The sequence below is a fragment of the Variovorax trehalosi genome, from assembly GCF_051216415.1.
In the GTDB taxonomy this organism is placed as follows: Bacteria; Pseudomonadota; Gammaproteobacteria; order Burkholderiales; family Burkholderiaceae_C; genus Variovorax.
Genome location: NZ_JBPJZG010000001.1, coordinates 765,679 through 780,575, shown reverse-complemented (window position 1 = coordinate 780,575; position 14,897 = coordinate 765,679). Strand labels below are relative to the sequence as shown.

Sequence of the window (14,897 nt, the reverse complement as noted above, 5' to 3'; positions counted from 1 at the left end):
GCACAACATGAATCAAGGAGTCCGCATGGCAGGTCTTGAGGCCGAACACTGGAAGATCGAGGACCTCGATTTCTCGCGCATCGCGCTCGACAAGGTGCGCCCGGACGAGAATCTTTTCTACCTCGTGACCTCCGCCTCGTTCATCGAAAGCGGCTCGGACCTGTACACGCACAACCTGGTGGATTTTTTCCGCGGCGACGACGAAGTCACCGATTGGCTCTCCAACTACTGGGAGCCCGAGGAGCTGCAGCACGGCCAGGCCCTGCGCGCCTATGTGCGCCACGTGTGGCCCGAATTCGAATGGGACACGGCCTACCAGGGCTTTCTCGAGGAGTACGCGACCTACTGCAAGGTCGAATTGCTGGCCCCCACCCGCGCCCTGGAGATGACGGCACGCTGCGTGGTCGAGACCGGCACCGCCACCTACTACCGCGCCATGGCCCGCGCCACCGACGAGCCCGTGCTGCACGACCTGGCCACCCGCATCGCGACCGACGAGGTCAACCACTACAAGCACTTCTACCGGTTCTTTCGCCGCTACCGCGAGCAGGAAAAACTCAGCCGCTTCCGCGTGGTCGGCACCATCGGCCGGCGCACGCTGGAGCTCAAGAGCGAAGACGCGGACTGCGCGATCCGCCACGTCGTGAAGGCCCGGGCGCCCCACCGCGCCCACGACACGGCCTATGTGCAGGCGCTGAGCGCGCGCATGAACAGCACCATCCGCACCAACCTGAGTGCCGGCAGCACGCTCAAGATGCTGATGCGGCCGCTGGAGCTGCCGGCCCGGGTGCAGACGGTGATCCAGTACCCGATCAAACAGTTCATGCAGCACGTGTTCCTGCGCTAGCCCCTCACCCCCGCACCTTCCCCATCGCTGGGCATCACGGGAAAAATCGGTCCCCGCCGACAAAGGTTGGGCCGTTTTTCCGGCCTTGTCCTGCATGGGTTTTTCGCGCCCGCATGATTGAATTTGGTATCCGAATTTTTCATGGAGCGACAACGATGGAGGCCAAGGCATCAAGCCTCGGGAGACGGCAAGACAACCTGTTGGGCATCGGCGTGCCGGGGCTGGACGATGTGCTGGGCGGGGGCCTCGAGCCCCACCGCCTCTACCTCGTTGAGGGAACGCCGGGCGCCGGCAAGACGACGATCGCGCTGCAGTTTCTGCTCGAGGGGGCGCAACGGGGCGAATCGGTCCTGTACGTCACGCTCTCGGAAACCGAGAACGAACTGCGCGGCGTGGCCAACTCCCACGGATGGGACCTGTCGGGCATCCACGTGCGCGAGATGCTCCCCGCACAGGACAGCCTCCACCCCGAGGAGCAGTACACGATGTTCCACCCCTCGGAAGTGGAGCTGAGCGAGACGACGCTGCGCATCCTCAGTGACGTGGACACGCTCAAGCCCTCGCGCATCGTCTTCGACTCGCTGTCCGAGCTGCGGCTGCTGTCGGGCACTTCGCTGCGGTACCGGCGGCAGATCCTGGCGCTCAAGCAGTTCTTCGCGGGCCGGCAATGCACCGTGCTGCTGCTCGACGACATGACCGCCACCGAGCACGACCTGCAGGTGCAGAGCATCGCGCACGCCGTGCTGCGGCTCGAGCAGCTCAATTCCGACTACGGCTCGGCGCGGCGCCGCCTGCTGGTCGTCAAGTACCGCGGCCAGTCGTACCGCGGCGGCTTCCACGACTACAAGATCCATCGCGGGGGCCTGCAGGTGTTTCCGCGGCTCGTGGCCTCCGAACACGCCACCAGCGGCCCGCTGATCAAGATGCCCAGCGGCATCACGGAACTGGACGACCTGCTCGGGGGCGGCCTCGAGAAGGGAACGAGCACCCTGTTCGTCGGCGCGCCGGGCACGGGCAAATCGTCGGTGGCTGTGCAATTCGCCATTGCCGCCGCCCGGCGGGGCGAATGCGCCGCGCTTTTCATCTTCGACGAGAGCGTCAACACGCTGCGCACTCGCTGCGCCGGCCTGGGGATGGCCCTGGAACCGCACATCCAGTCGGGACACCTTCGCATCAAGCAGGTCGACCCCGCCGAGCTCTCACCGGGCGAGCTGGTCCACGAGATACGCCTGGCCGTGACGGAACATGCCGCGAAGGTCGTCGTCATCGACAGCCTGAACGGCTATCTCAACGCCATGCCCGACGAGCGCTTTCTCATCGTCCAGCTGCATGAACTGCTGACCTACCTCGGGCAGGCCGGTGTGGCCACGCTGCTGGTCGGCGCGCAGCACGGGCTGATCGGCATGCAGATGCAGACGCCGGTCGATGCCAGCTATCTCGCGGATGCGGTCGTGCTGCTGCGCTACTTCGAATTCGAGGGCGAGGTCCGCCAGGCCATCTCGGTGCTCAAGAAACGCGGCAGCGCGCACGAGCGGACCATCCGCGACTTCTCGATGGACGGCCGCGGGCTGCACGTGGGCGAGCCCCTGCGCCACTTCCGGGGCATCCTGAGCGGCATTCCGGTGCCCATCGATGGCGTCAGCGCCACCCCGCCGTGACGACGAACGCGGCGACCACCACGATCACGCACGAAGACACGCAACTGCGCGTCCTGCTCAGGACGGCCACTTCGAAGGACGCCGTGATGGCGACGGCCGTGCTCGAACGCGCCGGCATCGCCACCCGGGTCTGCGCCACGCTGCACGAACTGGTGCTGGAAATCGGCCAGGGCGCGGGCGCCGTGCTGGTGTCCGAGGAAATGCTCTCGGGCAACGACGCCGCCGATTTGTCCGACGCGGTCTCGATGCAGCCGCCGTGGTCGGACCTGCCGGTGCTGGTGCTGGCCAAGCAAGGGGCCGATTCCCGTGCCGTTGCCGTGGCGATGGAAGGCATGGCCAACGTCACGGTGCTGGAGCGGCCGATCCGCGTGGCGGCGCTCGTGAGCGCACTGCGAAGCGCCTTGCGGGCTCGGCGGCGGCAGTACGAGCTGCGGCGGATCCTCAATGACCTGAACGAGGCCGACAAGCGCAAGACCGAATTCCTCGCCACGCTGGCGCACGAGCTTCGCAACCCGATGGCGCCGCTGAGCACCGCGCTCGCCATCCTCACGCGCAAGACGCTCACGCCCGAGGCCGCACTGCCCTACTACCAGCTCATGGGCCGCCAGATCGACCACATGGTGCGGCTCGTGAACGACCTGATGGAGGTGTCGCGCATCACCCGCGGCAAGATCGAACTGCAGCTCGGCGAGCTGATGGTCGACCAGGTGATCCGCGATGCCGTGGAGCTCAGCCGGCCGCTGATGGACGCCGGCCGGCACCAGTTGCAGGTGCATGCACCGGATGCTCCATTGGCCGTCGAGGGCGACGGGGTGCGGCTCACGCAGGTGTTTTCCAACCTCCTGAACAACGCGGCCAAATACACGCCCGAAGGCGGCCGGATCGACGTGTTCGTCGAGCGCGACGGTACGGATGCGGTGGTCCGTGTCCGCGACAACGGGGCCGGCCTTCCGCCGGACATGCTGGCGTCGATCTTCGACATGTTCGTACAGGTGAGCGGCACAGCCAGGGCCGCCCAGGGGGGGCTGGGCATCGGGCTCACGCTGGTGAAGAGCCTGGTGGAGTTGCACGGCGGCACGGTCAGCGCAAAGAGCGACGGGCTGGGCCAGGGCAGCGAATTCGTGGTGACGTTGCCGTTGGCGACCGCGCACGATGCGGGGACCGAAAAAAGCGACGCCCCCTCCACCGAAGCAGCCATCGCGCGGCACAGCATCCTGGTCGTCGACGACAACCGCGACGCGGCGGAGTCGCTGGCGGCGCTGCTGGGCCTTCTCGGGGCGCGCACCGCCGTGGCGTTCAGTGGCGTCGAGGCGTTGAAGGCGGCGGACAGTTTTCGTCCATCGCTGGCGATCCTGGACATCGGCATGCCCGGAATGGATGGCTGCGAACTGGCCCGCAGGCTTCGCGCCGACCCGGCGCACCGCGGACTGACGCTGGTCGCACTGACGGGCTGGGGCCAACCGGACGACCGGGCGCGCATTGCCCAGGCCGGCTTCGACCATCACTTGCTCAAACCCGTCGATATGGAGGAGTTGTCGGTGGCGCTGCGGCGGCTGGCGCAACGCTAACTGAAAGCCAGGCGTCGTTTCACGCGCCGCTGAACCGGCGCAGCGCGCGGTGGCCGAGCCGGGTGAGTTCGGTGACCGTTGCAACGGGTACGCCGGCCTCGGCGGAGCGCGTCTGTGGAAGCACCGCCTTGACGCAGCCCTCCTGCAGCAAAGCCTGCACGGCGGCAATGCCCTGCGCACCCGCGACGGTGGCGGGCAATCGCTGCGTGGAGAGGTAGTGCAACAACGTATGGCGCATCTTCTTGAATCCCTGAACGCTTGATGGAGATGCGGGGCGCGGAGAAAGAAATCTTGACGACCTTCAGCCTCGAGGAACCGCTCGATGAGCGGGTGCAAAAGCAGATGCAGAAGCGACCTCTACCAACGCCGGAAGACCGTCAAGATTCAGTATCGTTCTCCAACCTTAAGCCGGGCTGAAAACCGGTTGCCCGTCCTCGCAATCAAGGTAACAAGATTAGTGAAGCGCCCGGTCACCCGCCAGTGCCGAAAGTCATCCGCAATCGACAGCCTTCTGATCGAACCTGTTCATCGCCCCGCCGCGGCGGTTTCTTCAAGGCCCCTCACAAATGCTGCGCGACGATCACCACCGCACCGGCCAGCGAGATGGCCCCACCAATGACTTTTCTCAACGTCTTCATGCGACTCTCCAACAGTGAGTCCTGATGGTGCCGCGTCTGCACTTCCCGTGGAGTTGGCAATATTCATGCGCGGGATAGAGACAACCGATCTGAAGGAGGGCTTCGTGGCGTGGACTCAAGTCGCAGAGGTCAGGCCCGGCTTGCGACTGCCATCCAGCGAATACAGCTGCGGCCGATCTTCCGCAAGGACATCGGCAGGCCCATGCTCCGCACCACGCGGTTGCCGATAGAGCTCGTTCTCGAGCCGCCTGACGCGCTCGGCGTACATCCGCGCCAATGCGCTGTGGTGCTCCGCGGCCGCCTGGTGTTCGATGCGTGCCATCTGTGCTTCCTCGAGCAATGCCGAAGCCCTTTTGAGGTATGCGGCATGGCTGGGCCGAAACAAGAAGTCGAAGGTCATTTCATGCTCCTTGCCGCAAGAGTGCGGTCAGGACATGTTCCTCCTGCGGGCCCCATGAAGTCTGTCAGCGCGCGCCTACCCCGGTTTCTGCAACAGCTGCATTTACCTAGCACATGGCCATGTCAGGTTTTCCATTTTCAATGGGGACAATGTTGTGGAAAACCATGTGTGAAGCGCTCAGGATCGTTGCCTGGCGTGGCCTGCAACACGGTGCCTGCAAAAGCAGCAGCAGGTGAAAAATATCTGGAGCCGTCACGGATTTCGTTCCTTGCCGGACACAAATGTGGCTTCTGGTACAATCCGGCTTCGCCCGGACTTGCTTCGGGTGTTGCCTGGCCAGGCAAGCCGAATCTCACACCGGCGCGTCGAAGTCACTGCGACGAGAAAAACAACAGGGTGGCTTCCGCAATTGAACATTTGCCGTAACCGTGGACCGCGTGAGAGTTCACGACCACATTCCAAAGCCCGCCTCGCGCGGGCTTTTTCATTGGGCCGGTCCGCCTGGTCTAACCCGCGAGTTCGCTCTCGAGTTCCCGCTCCGCCCCGCGCGGGAGTTCGGCCAGGAACGTCGACACGATGATGGCCGCGGCCCGAGCCACGTCGAGCACCTCGGTGATGCCGAACCGAAGCGAAGCCGTCTTGCCCGTGGAGCCGAGCGGCCGGCGCAACTCGAGAAGAACCTCGGCCGCCAACTCGCGATCGGTGCGCGCACGGCCGTCCGGCCGCATCACCCATCGATCGACCTGGTCGAACGGCATGCTGCGAAAAACCCCCACGACGGGGAAATACTGGAACCGATCTTCATCAAGCCGGATCGGGATGCTGAAGCGGCACACGAATGTGCCCACCTCAGGTGACAGTTCATTCATAACTCCCATGAGACACCTCTTTTTGTTGCAAAGAGTGTGCTGCAGCGATTCGCACATTGGGAATGTTGATCTGCGACATAAGGCACAACAAGACACAATTACACAAACTTGATGGCTTGAAGTGGCATTAATTCACAGCCGTTCGGAACGCCAGACGCAAAAAAAACCCAGCACCAGGCTGGGTTGAATCTCTTTAAGTGCTGTCACACACAGAGAACTCGCAGTTCGAAGCGAGTTCGCAAAATCTAGGGCTTCGCACAGGCCACCTCTGTAAGACGAGACCGACACTTCAGACGCACCCTCCGCCCGGCGGTCCTCAGTGCCTGCCAAATACTTCACGTTTTTAAGTGTGTCCTACGCGAACAGCCTATTTTTGGCTTACAGCCGATAACAACCACTCCACCGACGATCAAGGTGCTGTCACGCAACAGGGCCGCATAGAAGAAGAGCTCTCTGTTTCGTCCTTAGAGCGCCCCACAGGGGCTCCTCGAACCCGCTTCGGCGGGTATTTTTTTGCCTGAACGGTTCTGGGCTTGCCGACGCTGCGATTCACAATGCTTGCGGCAGCGACAACCACCTGCCCCGCCCAACTCGCGAAGAAGCCATGGCCCTGAAGGGCCGGGACGAGAGCTTCAAGCCGACTCCTCCCAGATGTCTCCCAATTCGGCGCCCATGATGGCGCTGCCCGTCGCTTCCTCCCTGCGACGGGTTCCTCCCTCCGGCCCCACGCAAGTACGGGCCATTCAGCCCGCCTCGTTGCGGGCTTCTTTTTTTGCGTGCCGAGGTGCTGCTTTCGGCATAGCCATGCCCCAACCGGAATTGGCCGTGTGCGCTTGAGAAAGGGGTTGTGTCAGGGGGCGAGGAGATGGAGCGGGTGAAGGGAATCGAACCCTCGTATGAAGCTTGGGAAGCTGCCGTTCTGCCATTGAACTACACCCGCATTTGCAACCCGTTGATTTCAAACGAGTTGTCGACCCAAGCGCCGGATTCTACAGAGTAACGAAGAGCGCTCGACCTCGAGCCCTTGTCGGTAAGCGACGCCTCAACGCCCCAGGATCAGCACCGCCAGCAGCACGACCGTCGCAATCGCCAGCAGCGCCGTCGTGCTCTGCCAGAAACGCACCGGGTGCCGTTCGATCAGCGGCGACAGGCACGGACGCAGGAACTCCTGCCCCGGCGCCCGAAGGTCGTGGGCAAGCTCCGACACCGCCTCCTGCCGCTTCGCCGGGTTGGGGCTCAGCGCCTTCTGCAACACTGCATCGACCCACTCGGGTAGGTCGGGCCGCAGGTGGCGCACCGGCACATAACGCAGCCGGTTCACATCGGCGGGCGACCGCACCCGCGAGACCTGCAGCCCATACGGCAACTGACCCGTGAGCATCTGGTAAACGATCACCGCCATCGAGAACAGGTCGGACCGCGCACTGCCGCCATGGCCGGTGAAGTATTCGGGCGCCGTGTATTGCAGCGTGCCGGTGATCGCGAGCGGACGCCCCTCGCCCGCCCCGTCGGCGAGCCCCGCCACATGCGTCGTCGCGAGGTCGATGATCCGCACGGTGCAGGTGCGGTCGATCATCACGTTCTCGGGGCGCACGTCCTGGTGCAGCATCTCCTTACCGTGCAGCGCCTGCAGCCCGCTTGCCAGCTGCTCGGCGATGCGGCGCACGCTGTCGAGCGACGGCTTGGGGTTGTCGACCATCCACTGCGCGAGCGTCTGGCCATCGACGTATTCCATGGCGACGTACAGATGGCCGCGCGTGCGGTCGATCGCGCTCGCCTTCAGCACATGAACGTTGTCGATGCGCCGCGCCACCCACTCCTCAAGCACGAAGCGGTCGAGGTACTCCGGGTCGTCGCGCAGGTCGACCGATGGCAGCTTCAGCACGACCTGCTGCCCGCTGGCGTCGTCCACGGCCAGGTGCACGTGGCTGCGCGAGCTCACATGGAGTTCGCGCACGAGCGTGAAGCCTTCGAAGCGCGTGCGGGGCGCGAGCGGCGGCGCGATGGCGAGCCCCTCGCGTTGCAACGGAAGCTGTGCGGCATCGGCGGTCGGAAGTTCGTCGATGCGCACGAGCTGCACTGTGCAGTCGTCGTCGCTGCCGCGGGCCTGCGCGGCCTCCGTGAGCAGGCGCGCGGCCTCGTCGAAATCTTCGCCGCACCGCGCGATCGCGTCATGCACAGCCGCGGCATCGAGGTGCGCATAGGCGCCGTCGGTGGCCAGCAGGTAGACCTCGCCCACCTCCGCCTCCCAGCAGCGGTAGTCGATCTCCACGTTCGGCCCCGCGCCCAGCGCGCGCCCGAGGTACGACTCGACCGGCGACACATGCACGCGGTGGTCTTCGGTCAACTGCTCCAGCCCGTTGGGGTGAAGGCGATGGATGCGCGCATCGCCCACATGCAGCATGTGCACGTCGCGGCCCTTGAAGATCAGCGCGCTGAAGGTGCAGACGTAGCCGCTGTCCTTGTCGAAGCGCGCGTCGCTGCGCATCGTCTGCGCGTGCAGCCACGAGTTGGTGGCGCTCAGTACCCGCTGGGCCGCGCGGCGCACCGACCACGCATCGGAGGTCGCGTAGTAGTCGTCGATAAAACCCCGCACCGCCGCCGCGCTCGCCACCTGGCTCACGCGGCTGGAGCCGATGCCGTCGGCGAGCGCCACCGCGATGCCCTTGGACATGCGCAGCGTTCCCTCGGGCAGCATCGCGCCGTGGAAGTCCTGGTTGACTGCGCCGGGCTTGGCCAGCGAGTGCTGGCCGAGCGTCACGCGCAGGGCCTTCTGCGTGGGCATCAGCATCGAAGCGATGCGTGTGCGTCTTATTGGCCGGTGCTCAGCTGGTCTTGCGCTTGGGCGCCGTCTTGTAGTGCGTCGAGTACAGCGTCAGCCCCACGAAGGTCAGGCCGCCGACCAGGTTGCCGATGACGGTGGGAATCTCGTTCCAGATCAGGTAGTCCATCAGCGTGAACTTGCCGCCCAGCAAGAGGCCGGTGGGGAACAGGAACATGTTGACGATCGAGTGTTCGAAGCCCATGTAGAAGAACACCATCACCGGCATCCACATGCCGATGGCCTTGCCTGACACGGTGGTGGACATCATGGCCGCGACCACGCCGGTGGAGACCATCCAGTTGCACATCACGCCGCGGATGAACAGCGTCAGCATGCCGGCGGCGCCGTGCGCGGCATAGCCCACGGTGCGGCCTTCGCCGATGTGGCCGAGCTTCTCGCCGATGGCGTTGGGCGCCTCGCTGAAACCGAAGGTGAAGATGATCGCCATGAACACCGCCACCGTGAGCGCGCCCGCGAAGTTGCCGACGAACACCAGGCTCCAGTTGCGCATGACGCCGCCCCAGGTGGCGCCGGGGCGCTTGTCGAGCACAGCGAGCGGCGCGAGCGTGAACACGCCGGTCAGGAGATCGAAGCCCAGCAGGTACAGCATGATGAAGCCGACCGGGAACAGCATCGCACCCACCAGCGCATTGCCGGTGTTCACGGTGATGGTGACGGCAAAGGCCGCGGCGAGCGCCAGGATGGCGCCGGCCATGTAAGAGCGGATGAGCGTGTCGCGGGTGGACATCAAGAGCTTGGATTCGCCGGCGTCGACCATCTTGGTCACGAACTCGGCGGGGGCTAGATAGGCCATCGGGATTCCTTGAGAAAGCAGAGAAAAGATTGAAGCGTCGAAGGTGCGCGGCTCAGCCCAGCGCGACGAGCACGCGGCCTTCGTCCACGCGCACCGCATGGGCGCGCACCGAGTACTCGGGCGCCTCCAGGCATTCGCCGCTGCGCAGGTCGAAGTGGTTCTTGTAGAGCGGCGAGGCAACGACGATGCGGTCGCCCAGGCTGCCCACCAGTCCGCGCGACAGCACGCTGGCGCCGGCCTTCGGGTCGACGTTGTCGATGGCATACAGGGCCTGATCGCGGCCCACGCTGAAGATCGCGACATGCACGCCTTCGACCAGCGCGCAGACGCCGGTGTCGGGGAGGATGTCGCTGGCCGCGCACACGGCGGTCCATTGGAGGGTGTCGGTGGTCATCGTGAAGATCCTCGGTTTTCGTCAGACGGTTTCGGCATCGGCTTCGGTGCTGCGCTCTTCCGCGCGGGCCGGGCGAATCTGGCCGCGCTCCTTCACGAACACGATGTGCTCGTCGGGCTTCTCGCTGTTGACGAAGGAGCGGAAGCGCTGGCGCGTGGCCGGGTCGTTCACCGCGGTCTTCCACTCGCACTGGTAGGTGTCGACCACGCCCTGCATCTGCGCTTCGAGTTCGCTGGCGATGCCGAGGGTGTCCTGCAGCAGCACGCCCTTGAGGTAGTCGAGTCCGCCTTCGAGGTTCTCGCGCCAGGTGCTGGTGCGCTGCAGGCGGTCGGCCGTGCGCACGTAGAACATCAGGAAGCGGTCGATCAGCTGGATCAGCTGCGCCTTGGTGAGGTCGGAAGCGAACAGCTCGGCGTGGCGCGGCTTCATGCCGCCGTTGCCGCAGACGTAGAGGTTCCAGCCCTTCTCGGTGGCGATGATGCCCACGTCCTTGCCCTGCGCCTCGGCGCATTCGCGGGTGCAGCCCGACACGCCGAACTTGATCTTGTGCGGCGCGCGCAGGCCCTTGTAGCGGTTCTCCAGCTCGACGGCCAGGCCCACGCTGTCGTCCACGCCGTAGCGGCACCAGGTCGAACCCACGCAGCTCTTCACCGTGCGCAGCGACTTGCCATAGGCGTGTCCCGATTCGAAGCCCGCGGCGATGAGCTCTTCCCAGATCGAAGGCAGTTGCTCGACGCGCGCGCCGAACATGTCCACCCGGGCGCCGCCGGTGACCTTGGTGTAGAGGCCGTACTTCTTGGCGACCTGCCCCACGGCGATGAGCCCGTCGGGCGTGACCTCGCCGCCCGGCATGCGCGGTACGACCGAGTAGGTGCCGTCCTTCTGGATGTTGCCGAGGAAGTAGTCGTTGCTGTCCTGCAGGCTCGCGAGGTTCTTCTTGAGCACGAACTCGTTCCAGCACGAGGCGAAGATGCTCGCCGCCGTGGGCTTGCAGATGTCGCAGCCCAGGCCCTTGCCGTGCTTGGCCAGCAGGTCCTCGAAGCTGCGGATCTCGCCCACGCGGATCAGGTGATAGAGCTCCTGGCGCGAGTACGCGAAGTGCTCGCACAGGTGGTTGTTCACGGCCATGCCGCGCTTGGCCATCTCGACCTTCATCACCTGCCCCACCAGCGCCACGCAGCCGCCGCAGGTGGCGCCGGCCTTGGTGCAGGCCTTCATCTCGGCGACGGTGCAGGCGCCCTCGCCCACGGCCGCGCAGATCTGGCCCTTGGTCACGTTGTTGCAGGAGCAGATCTGGGCCGTGTCGGGCAGCGCGTCCACGCCGAGGCCGGGGCGCGCCTTGCCGTCACTTGAGGGCAGGATCAGGAACTCCGGGTCCGCCGGCAGCGCGATGCCGTTGAGCGCCATCTGCAGCAGCGTGCCGTACTCGGCCGCATCGCCGACCAGCACCGCGCCGAGCAGCTGCTTGCCGTCTTCGCTCACCACGATCTTCTTGTAGATCTGCTTGTGCTCGTTGATGTACTGGTAGGCGCGCGAATGCGGCGTCTTGCCATGCGCATCGCCGATGCTGGCGACGTCCACGCCCATGAGCTTGAGCTTGGTGCTCATGTCCGCGCCGACAAAGGCCGCCTCCTGCTGGCCGGCGATGTGCTTCGCGGCAACGCGCGCCATGTCGTAGCCGGGCGCCACGAGGCCGAAGGTCTGTTCGTTCCACGAGGCGCACTCGCCGATGGCGTAGATGTCGTGGTCGCTCGTGCGGCAATGGCTGTCGATCGCCACGCCGCCGCGCGGGCCGATGGCCAGCACCGACTGCCGCGCCAATTCGTCGCGCGGGCGAATGCCGGCGGAGAACACGATCATGTCTGTCTCGAGGTACGTGCCGTCGGCGAACACCATGCGGTGCCGCGCAGCGGCGCCGTCGGTGATCTCCACCGTGTTGCGGCCCGTGTGCACATGCAGGCCCAGCGCCTCGATGCTGCTGCGCAGCGCACGGCCGCCGCCTTCGTCGACCTGCACGGCCATGAGGCGCGGGGCGAACTCGACCACGTGCGTCTCCAGGCCCATGTCGCGCAGCGCCTTGGCGCATTCCAGCCCCAACAGGCCACCGCCGACGACCACGCCGCTCTTGGAGCGCGCGCCGCAGGCCTTCATCGCCTCCAGGTCTTCGATGGTGCGGTAGACGAAGCAGTTGTCGCGGTCGCGCCCGGGCACGGCCGGCACGAACGGCGAGGAGCCGGTGGCCAGCACGAGCTTGTCGTAGGCCACCACCTCGCCGTCGGCCGTGCTGAGCGTGTTGTTGCGGCGCTCGATGGCCACCGCCTTTGCGGCCAGGCGCAGCGTGAAGCCGCTGCGCTCGAAGAAGCCGGGCTCCACGAGCGAGAGGTCTTCGGCGGTCTTGCCCGCGAAGAACTCGGAAAGATGCACCCGGTCGTAGGCCGCACGGGGCTCTTCGCAGAACACCGTGACCTCTGCATCGGCAACGCCGAGTTCGTGGAGTTGCTCTAGAAACTTGTGGCCCACCATGCCGTGGCCAATGACTGCGATTTTCATGTCGGATCCTGTACGCAGCCGACCGTGCGACAGGCCGCCGGACACACCGTCAGGAAAGACGGCGTGTCACAGCGAAGCCCCCGCAAGGGACAGATGCGAATCGGGTTGGAACGGACGTACTGCCGGCCTTGGTTCAACAAAGCTTGCAGTGCGCTCGGGTCCGCCGTCGTTAGCGGAGGCACTGTGAGTGCCGCGGCGGCGTTGCCGCGGAACAGTGTTAGACCCTGCGCAACATCCGTGCCAGGCGATTGGGCCGTCTGCGGAAGCGCATCGCACCAAATGCGGCGCTCCACGGGTCGCAGGGCGCGGCGCCGTGCGCCGTTGTGGCGCATGCGTCGTCCCGTTTGGTGCAGCCTGAGGCTCGGGGACCCGGGCTCGCGCTGCTACATCGCCTTCCGTTCGCACATCGCCTGGAAATGCAATGGCCAGCCGGCGCAAAAGCGTCGGAAAGCAGCACTTCGAGGCGCTCTCCGATTTCAGATTCAGACTTTGCAGCTTCCTGCGCTTCAGCGAAGACCGCGCGGGAGGAAGGCATTCGCGCGCGTCGGCACGTTCCTCCAGGTCACCGGCGGATCTTGTTTCATGACGCCACCATGCCCCGTTTGACCTGCTGCGTGAGCTCGTCGGCAAGCACTTCGTCCAGGCCGGCTTCGAGCCCGTCGAGCGCTCGCCGGACGATGTCCTCGGAGCTGGACTTGGGCACGTCGAAGCCGCGCGTGAGGTCGGTGTCGACATAGGCCATGTGCAGCCCCAGCACCTGGGTCTTCTGCGGCGCGAGTTCGCTGCGCAGCGCGTTGGTGAGCGACCAGGCCGCGGACTTGCTCGCCGAATACGCGGCCAGCTCGCCGCCGTTCACCCACGAGGCAACCGACAGCACATTGAGCAGCGCGCCGCCGCCGTTGGCCGCGAGTACCGGCGCAAAGGCCTTGCTCATGCGCAGCACGGCGAAGAAATTGGTCTCGAAGATGCGGCGCGCGACCTCTTCGCTGTCCGGCGCCAGGAAGCCTCCGGGCTGGGCGATGCCGGCGTTGTTGATGACCAGCGTCACGGTGGAGGCCCGCGTGGCGGCGGCCGCCACCTCATCGGGCTTGTTGACGTCGAGCCGCAGCGGCTCGACGCCGGCCTGTGTGATGGTGGCGGGGTCGCGTGCACCGGCGTAGACCTTGCGAGCGCCGCGGGCGAGCAATTCGCGCGTGAATGCGAGGCCGATGCCGCGGTTGGCACCGGTGACGAGGACGACGGCGTTTTCGATCTTCATGAAATATCTCCAGGGGGTTGCGGGTTGAAAGACAGGTTCACTTGAGCTTGATGACGACCTTGCCCTTGGCACGGCCGGCTTCGACATAGGCGAGGGCTTCGTTGGTCGAAGCGAACGGAAAGACGCGATCGATCACGGGGCGGATGGCGCCGGCCTCGATGAGCCGGGTGATTTCGCGCAGCTGGTCACCGTTCGCCCGCATGAAGAGGAACGAATAGCCCACGCCGCGGGCGCGCGCCCGGCGCCGAATGCCGGCGCTCAGCAGCCGCGTGACCAGCCGCACGAAGCCAGGCGCCGCGATCGCCTTGCCGAATTCGGGGTCGGGCGGTCCGGAGATGGAGATGAGCTTTCCGCCGCTCTTGAGCACGCGCAGGGACTTCTCGAGCGTCTTGCCGTCCTGGCTGTTCAGCACGACGTCGCAGCCGCTGAGGATGTCTTCGAAATCCTGCTTGCGGTAGTCGACGACGATGTCCGCGCCCAGTCGCTTGACGAACTCGACGTTGGACGTGCCCGTCGTCGTGGCGACGGTGGCGCCCAGGTGCCTCGCGAGCTGGATCGCAAAGGTTCCGACGCCGCCGGATCCCGCCTGGATGAAGACTTGCTGCCCTTTCTTGAGCCCTGCCTTCTCCACGAGCGCCTGCCACGCGGTGAGGCCGACCAGCGGGATGGATGCGGCCTCTTCCATCGTGAGGTTCCCGGGCTTGAGCGCGAGCGAGGCCTCCTTCACCGGCACGAACTCCGCGAAGGTGCCGATGCGGAAATCATCGGTCCGCGCATAGACCTCGTCGCCCACCTTGAACTGCCGCACCTGTGGCCCGGTCTTGACCACGACGCCGGCCACGTCGTGCCCCAGCACGAGCGGCAGGCGGTACGGCAGGATGAGCTTGAACTCGCCGTCCCTGATCTTGGCGTCCAGCAGGTTCACACCCGCGGCGTGGACCTCGACCAGGACCTCGTCGTCGCGCAGGCTGGGCATCGGCATGTCTGCCGATCGCAGCATGCCTTTCTTGGCGTATCGATCGAGAACAAATGCCTTCATGGTGTTTCCTTGGGGTTGGCTGGCGTAAAAATCGAATT

The 14,897-nt window shown here is 65.5% G+C and carries 12 protein-coding genes and 1 tRNA gene; 3 read left to right on the top strand and 10 right to left on the bottom strand.

Annotated elements, in window-relative coordinates:
* Positions 1 to 25 precede the first annotated feature (25 nt).
* The 3 genes from ACSFA7_RS03675 (at position 26) to ACSFA7_RS03665 (ending at position 4,073) form a co-directional block, all read left to right on the top strand.
* A complete protein-coding gene (locus ACSFA7_RS03675; RefSeq protein ID WP_435498122.1) occupies positions 26 to 847 on the top strand; it encodes a ferritin-like domain-containing protein in 822 nt (273 codons plus the stop codon).
* 155 nt (positions 848 to 1,002) lie between these two features.
* On the top strand, positions 1,003 to 2,505 hold the full coding sequence (locus tag ACSFA7_RS03670) for an ATPase domain-containing protein (RefSeq protein ID WP_435498121.1): 1,503 nt from the start codon (positions 1,003 to 1,005) through the stop codon (positions 2,503 to 2,505).
* The gene (locus ACSFA7_RS03665) at positions 2,502 to 4,073 is read left to right on the top strand and encodes a hybrid sensor histidine kinase/response regulator (protein WP_435498120.1); all 1,572 of its coding nucleotides are present in this window, start codon (positions 2,502 to 2,504) and stop codon (positions 4,071 to 4,073) included. Before ACSFA7_RS03670 ends, ACSFA7_RS03665 begins: the two co-directional genes overlap by 4 nt.
* 19 nt (positions 4,074 to 4,092) lie before the next feature.
* On the opposite strand, the gene ACSFA7_RS03660 is transcribed toward ACSFA7_RS03665, so the two are convergent.
* The 10 genes from ACSFA7_RS03660 to ACSFA7_RS03615 form a co-directional block, all read right to left on the bottom strand.
* Entirely contained in the window at positions 4,093 to 4,311 is a 219-nt protein-coding gene (locus ACSFA7_RS03660) for a hypothetical protein (RefSeq protein ID WP_206178709.1), read from the bottom strand.
* 515 nt (positions 4,312 to 4,826) lie between these two features.
* Positions 4,827 to 5,111 carry a hypothetical protein gene (locus tag ACSFA7_RS03655; RefSeq protein WP_206178708.1) on the bottom strand — a complete coding sequence of 95 codons (285 nt, stop codon included), beginning with the start codon at positions 5,109 to 5,111 and terminating at the stop codon, positions 4,827 to 4,829.
* Positions 5,112 to 5,617: 506 nt separating this feature from the next.
* Complete coding sequence (locus ACSFA7_RS03650; protein WP_435498119.1) at positions 5,618 to 5,980, bottom strand: hypothetical protein; 363 nt, start codon at positions 5,978 to 5,980, stop codon at positions 5,618 to 5,620.
* Between the two features lie 866 nt (positions 5,981 to 6,846).
* Positions 6,847 to 6,920 (bottom strand) — tRNA-Gly (locus ACSFA7_RS03645).
* 102 nt (positions 6,921 to 7,022) lie between these two features.
* The gene (locus ACSFA7_RS03640) at positions 7,023 to 8,771 is read right to left on the bottom strand and encodes a bifunctional protein-serine/threonine kinase/phosphatase (protein WP_435498118.1); all 1,749 of its coding nucleotides are present in this window, start codon (positions 8,769 to 8,771) and stop codon (positions 7,023 to 7,025) included.
* Positions 8,772 to 8,805: 34 nt separating this feature from the next.
* Positions 8,806 to 9,618: a formate/nitrite transporter family protein gene (locus ACSFA7_RS03635; RefSeq protein ID WP_435498117.1), complete on the bottom strand. Its 813-nt coding sequence runs from the start codon at positions 9,616 to 9,618 to the stop codon at positions 8,806 to 8,808.
* Positions 9,619 to 9,670: 52 nt separating this feature from the next.
* A complete protein-coding gene (gene nirD / locus ACSFA7_RS03630) occupies positions 9,671 to 10,012 on the bottom strand; it encodes a nitrite reductase small subunit NirD (protein ID WP_435498116.1) in 342 nt (113 codons plus the stop codon).
* 21 nt (positions 10,013 to 10,033) lie between these two features.
* Entirely contained in the window at positions 10,034 to 12,562 is a 2,529-nt protein-coding gene (gene nirB, locus ACSFA7_RS03625) for a nitrite reductase large subunit NirB (RefSeq protein WP_435498115.1), read from the bottom strand.
* Between the two features lie 580 nt (positions 12,563 to 13,142).
* Positions 13,143 to 13,820 carry an SDR family oxidoreductase gene (locus tag ACSFA7_RS03620; RefSeq protein WP_435498114.1) on the bottom strand — a complete coding sequence of 226 codons (678 nt, stop codon included), beginning with the start codon at positions 13,818 to 13,820 and terminating at the stop codon, positions 13,143 to 13,145.
* 37 nt (positions 13,821 to 13,857) lie between these two features.
* Positions 13,858 to 14,859: an NADP-dependent oxidoreductase gene (locus tag ACSFA7_RS03615; RefSeq protein WP_435498113.1), complete on the bottom strand. Its 1,002-nt coding sequence runs from the start codon at positions 14,857 to 14,859 to the stop codon at positions 13,858 to 13,860.
* Positions 14,860 to 14,897: the final 38 nt, after the last annotated feature.

Bases quoted from the DNA above. Each gene is read 5' to 3' on its own strand.
- ACSFA7_RS03635 (WP_435498117.1), bottom strand. From the start codon at position 9,618: ATGGCCTATCTAGCCCCCGCCGAGTTCGTGACCAAGATGGTCGACGCC.
- ACSFA7_RS03675 (WP_435498122.1), top strand. From the start codon at position 26: ATGGCAGGTCTTGAGGCCGAACACTGGAAGATCGAGGACCTCGATTTC.
- ACSFA7_RS03620 (WP_435498114.1), bottom strand. From the start codon at position 13,820: ATGAAGATCGAAAACGCCGTCGTCCTCGTCACCGGTGCCAACCGCGGC.
- ACSFA7_RS03640 (WP_435498118.1), bottom strand. From the start codon at position 8,771: ATGCTGATGCCCACGCAGAAGGCCCTGCGCGTGACGCTCGGCCAGCAC.
- ACSFA7_RS03615 (WP_435498113.1), bottom strand. From the start codon at position 14,859: ATGAAGGCATTTGTTCTCGATCGATACGCCAAGAAAGGCATGCTGCGA.
- ACSFA7_RS03650 (WP_435498119.1), bottom strand. From the start codon at position 5,980: ATGAATGAACTGTCACCTGAGGTGGGCACATTCGTGTGCCGCTTCAGC.
- nirD (WP_435498116.1), bottom strand. From the start codon at position 10,012: ATGACCACCGACACCCTCCAATGGACCGCCGTGTGCGCGGCCAGCGAC.
- ACSFA7_RS03670 (WP_435498121.1), top strand. From the start codon at position 1,003: ATGGAGGCCAAGGCATCAAGCCTCGGGAGACGGCAAGACAACCTGTTG.
- nirB (WP_435498115.1), bottom strand. From the start codon at position 12,562: ATGAAAATCGCAGTCATTGGCCACGGCATGGTGGGCCACAAGTTTCTA.
- ACSFA7_RS03655 (WP_206178708.1), bottom strand. From the start codon at position 5,111: ATGACCTTCGACTTCTTGTTTCGGCCCAGCCATGCCGCATACCTCAAA.
- ACSFA7_RS03660 (WP_206178709.1), bottom strand. From the start codon at position 4,311: ATGCGCCATACGTTGTTGCACTACCTCTCCACGCAGCGATTGCCCGCC.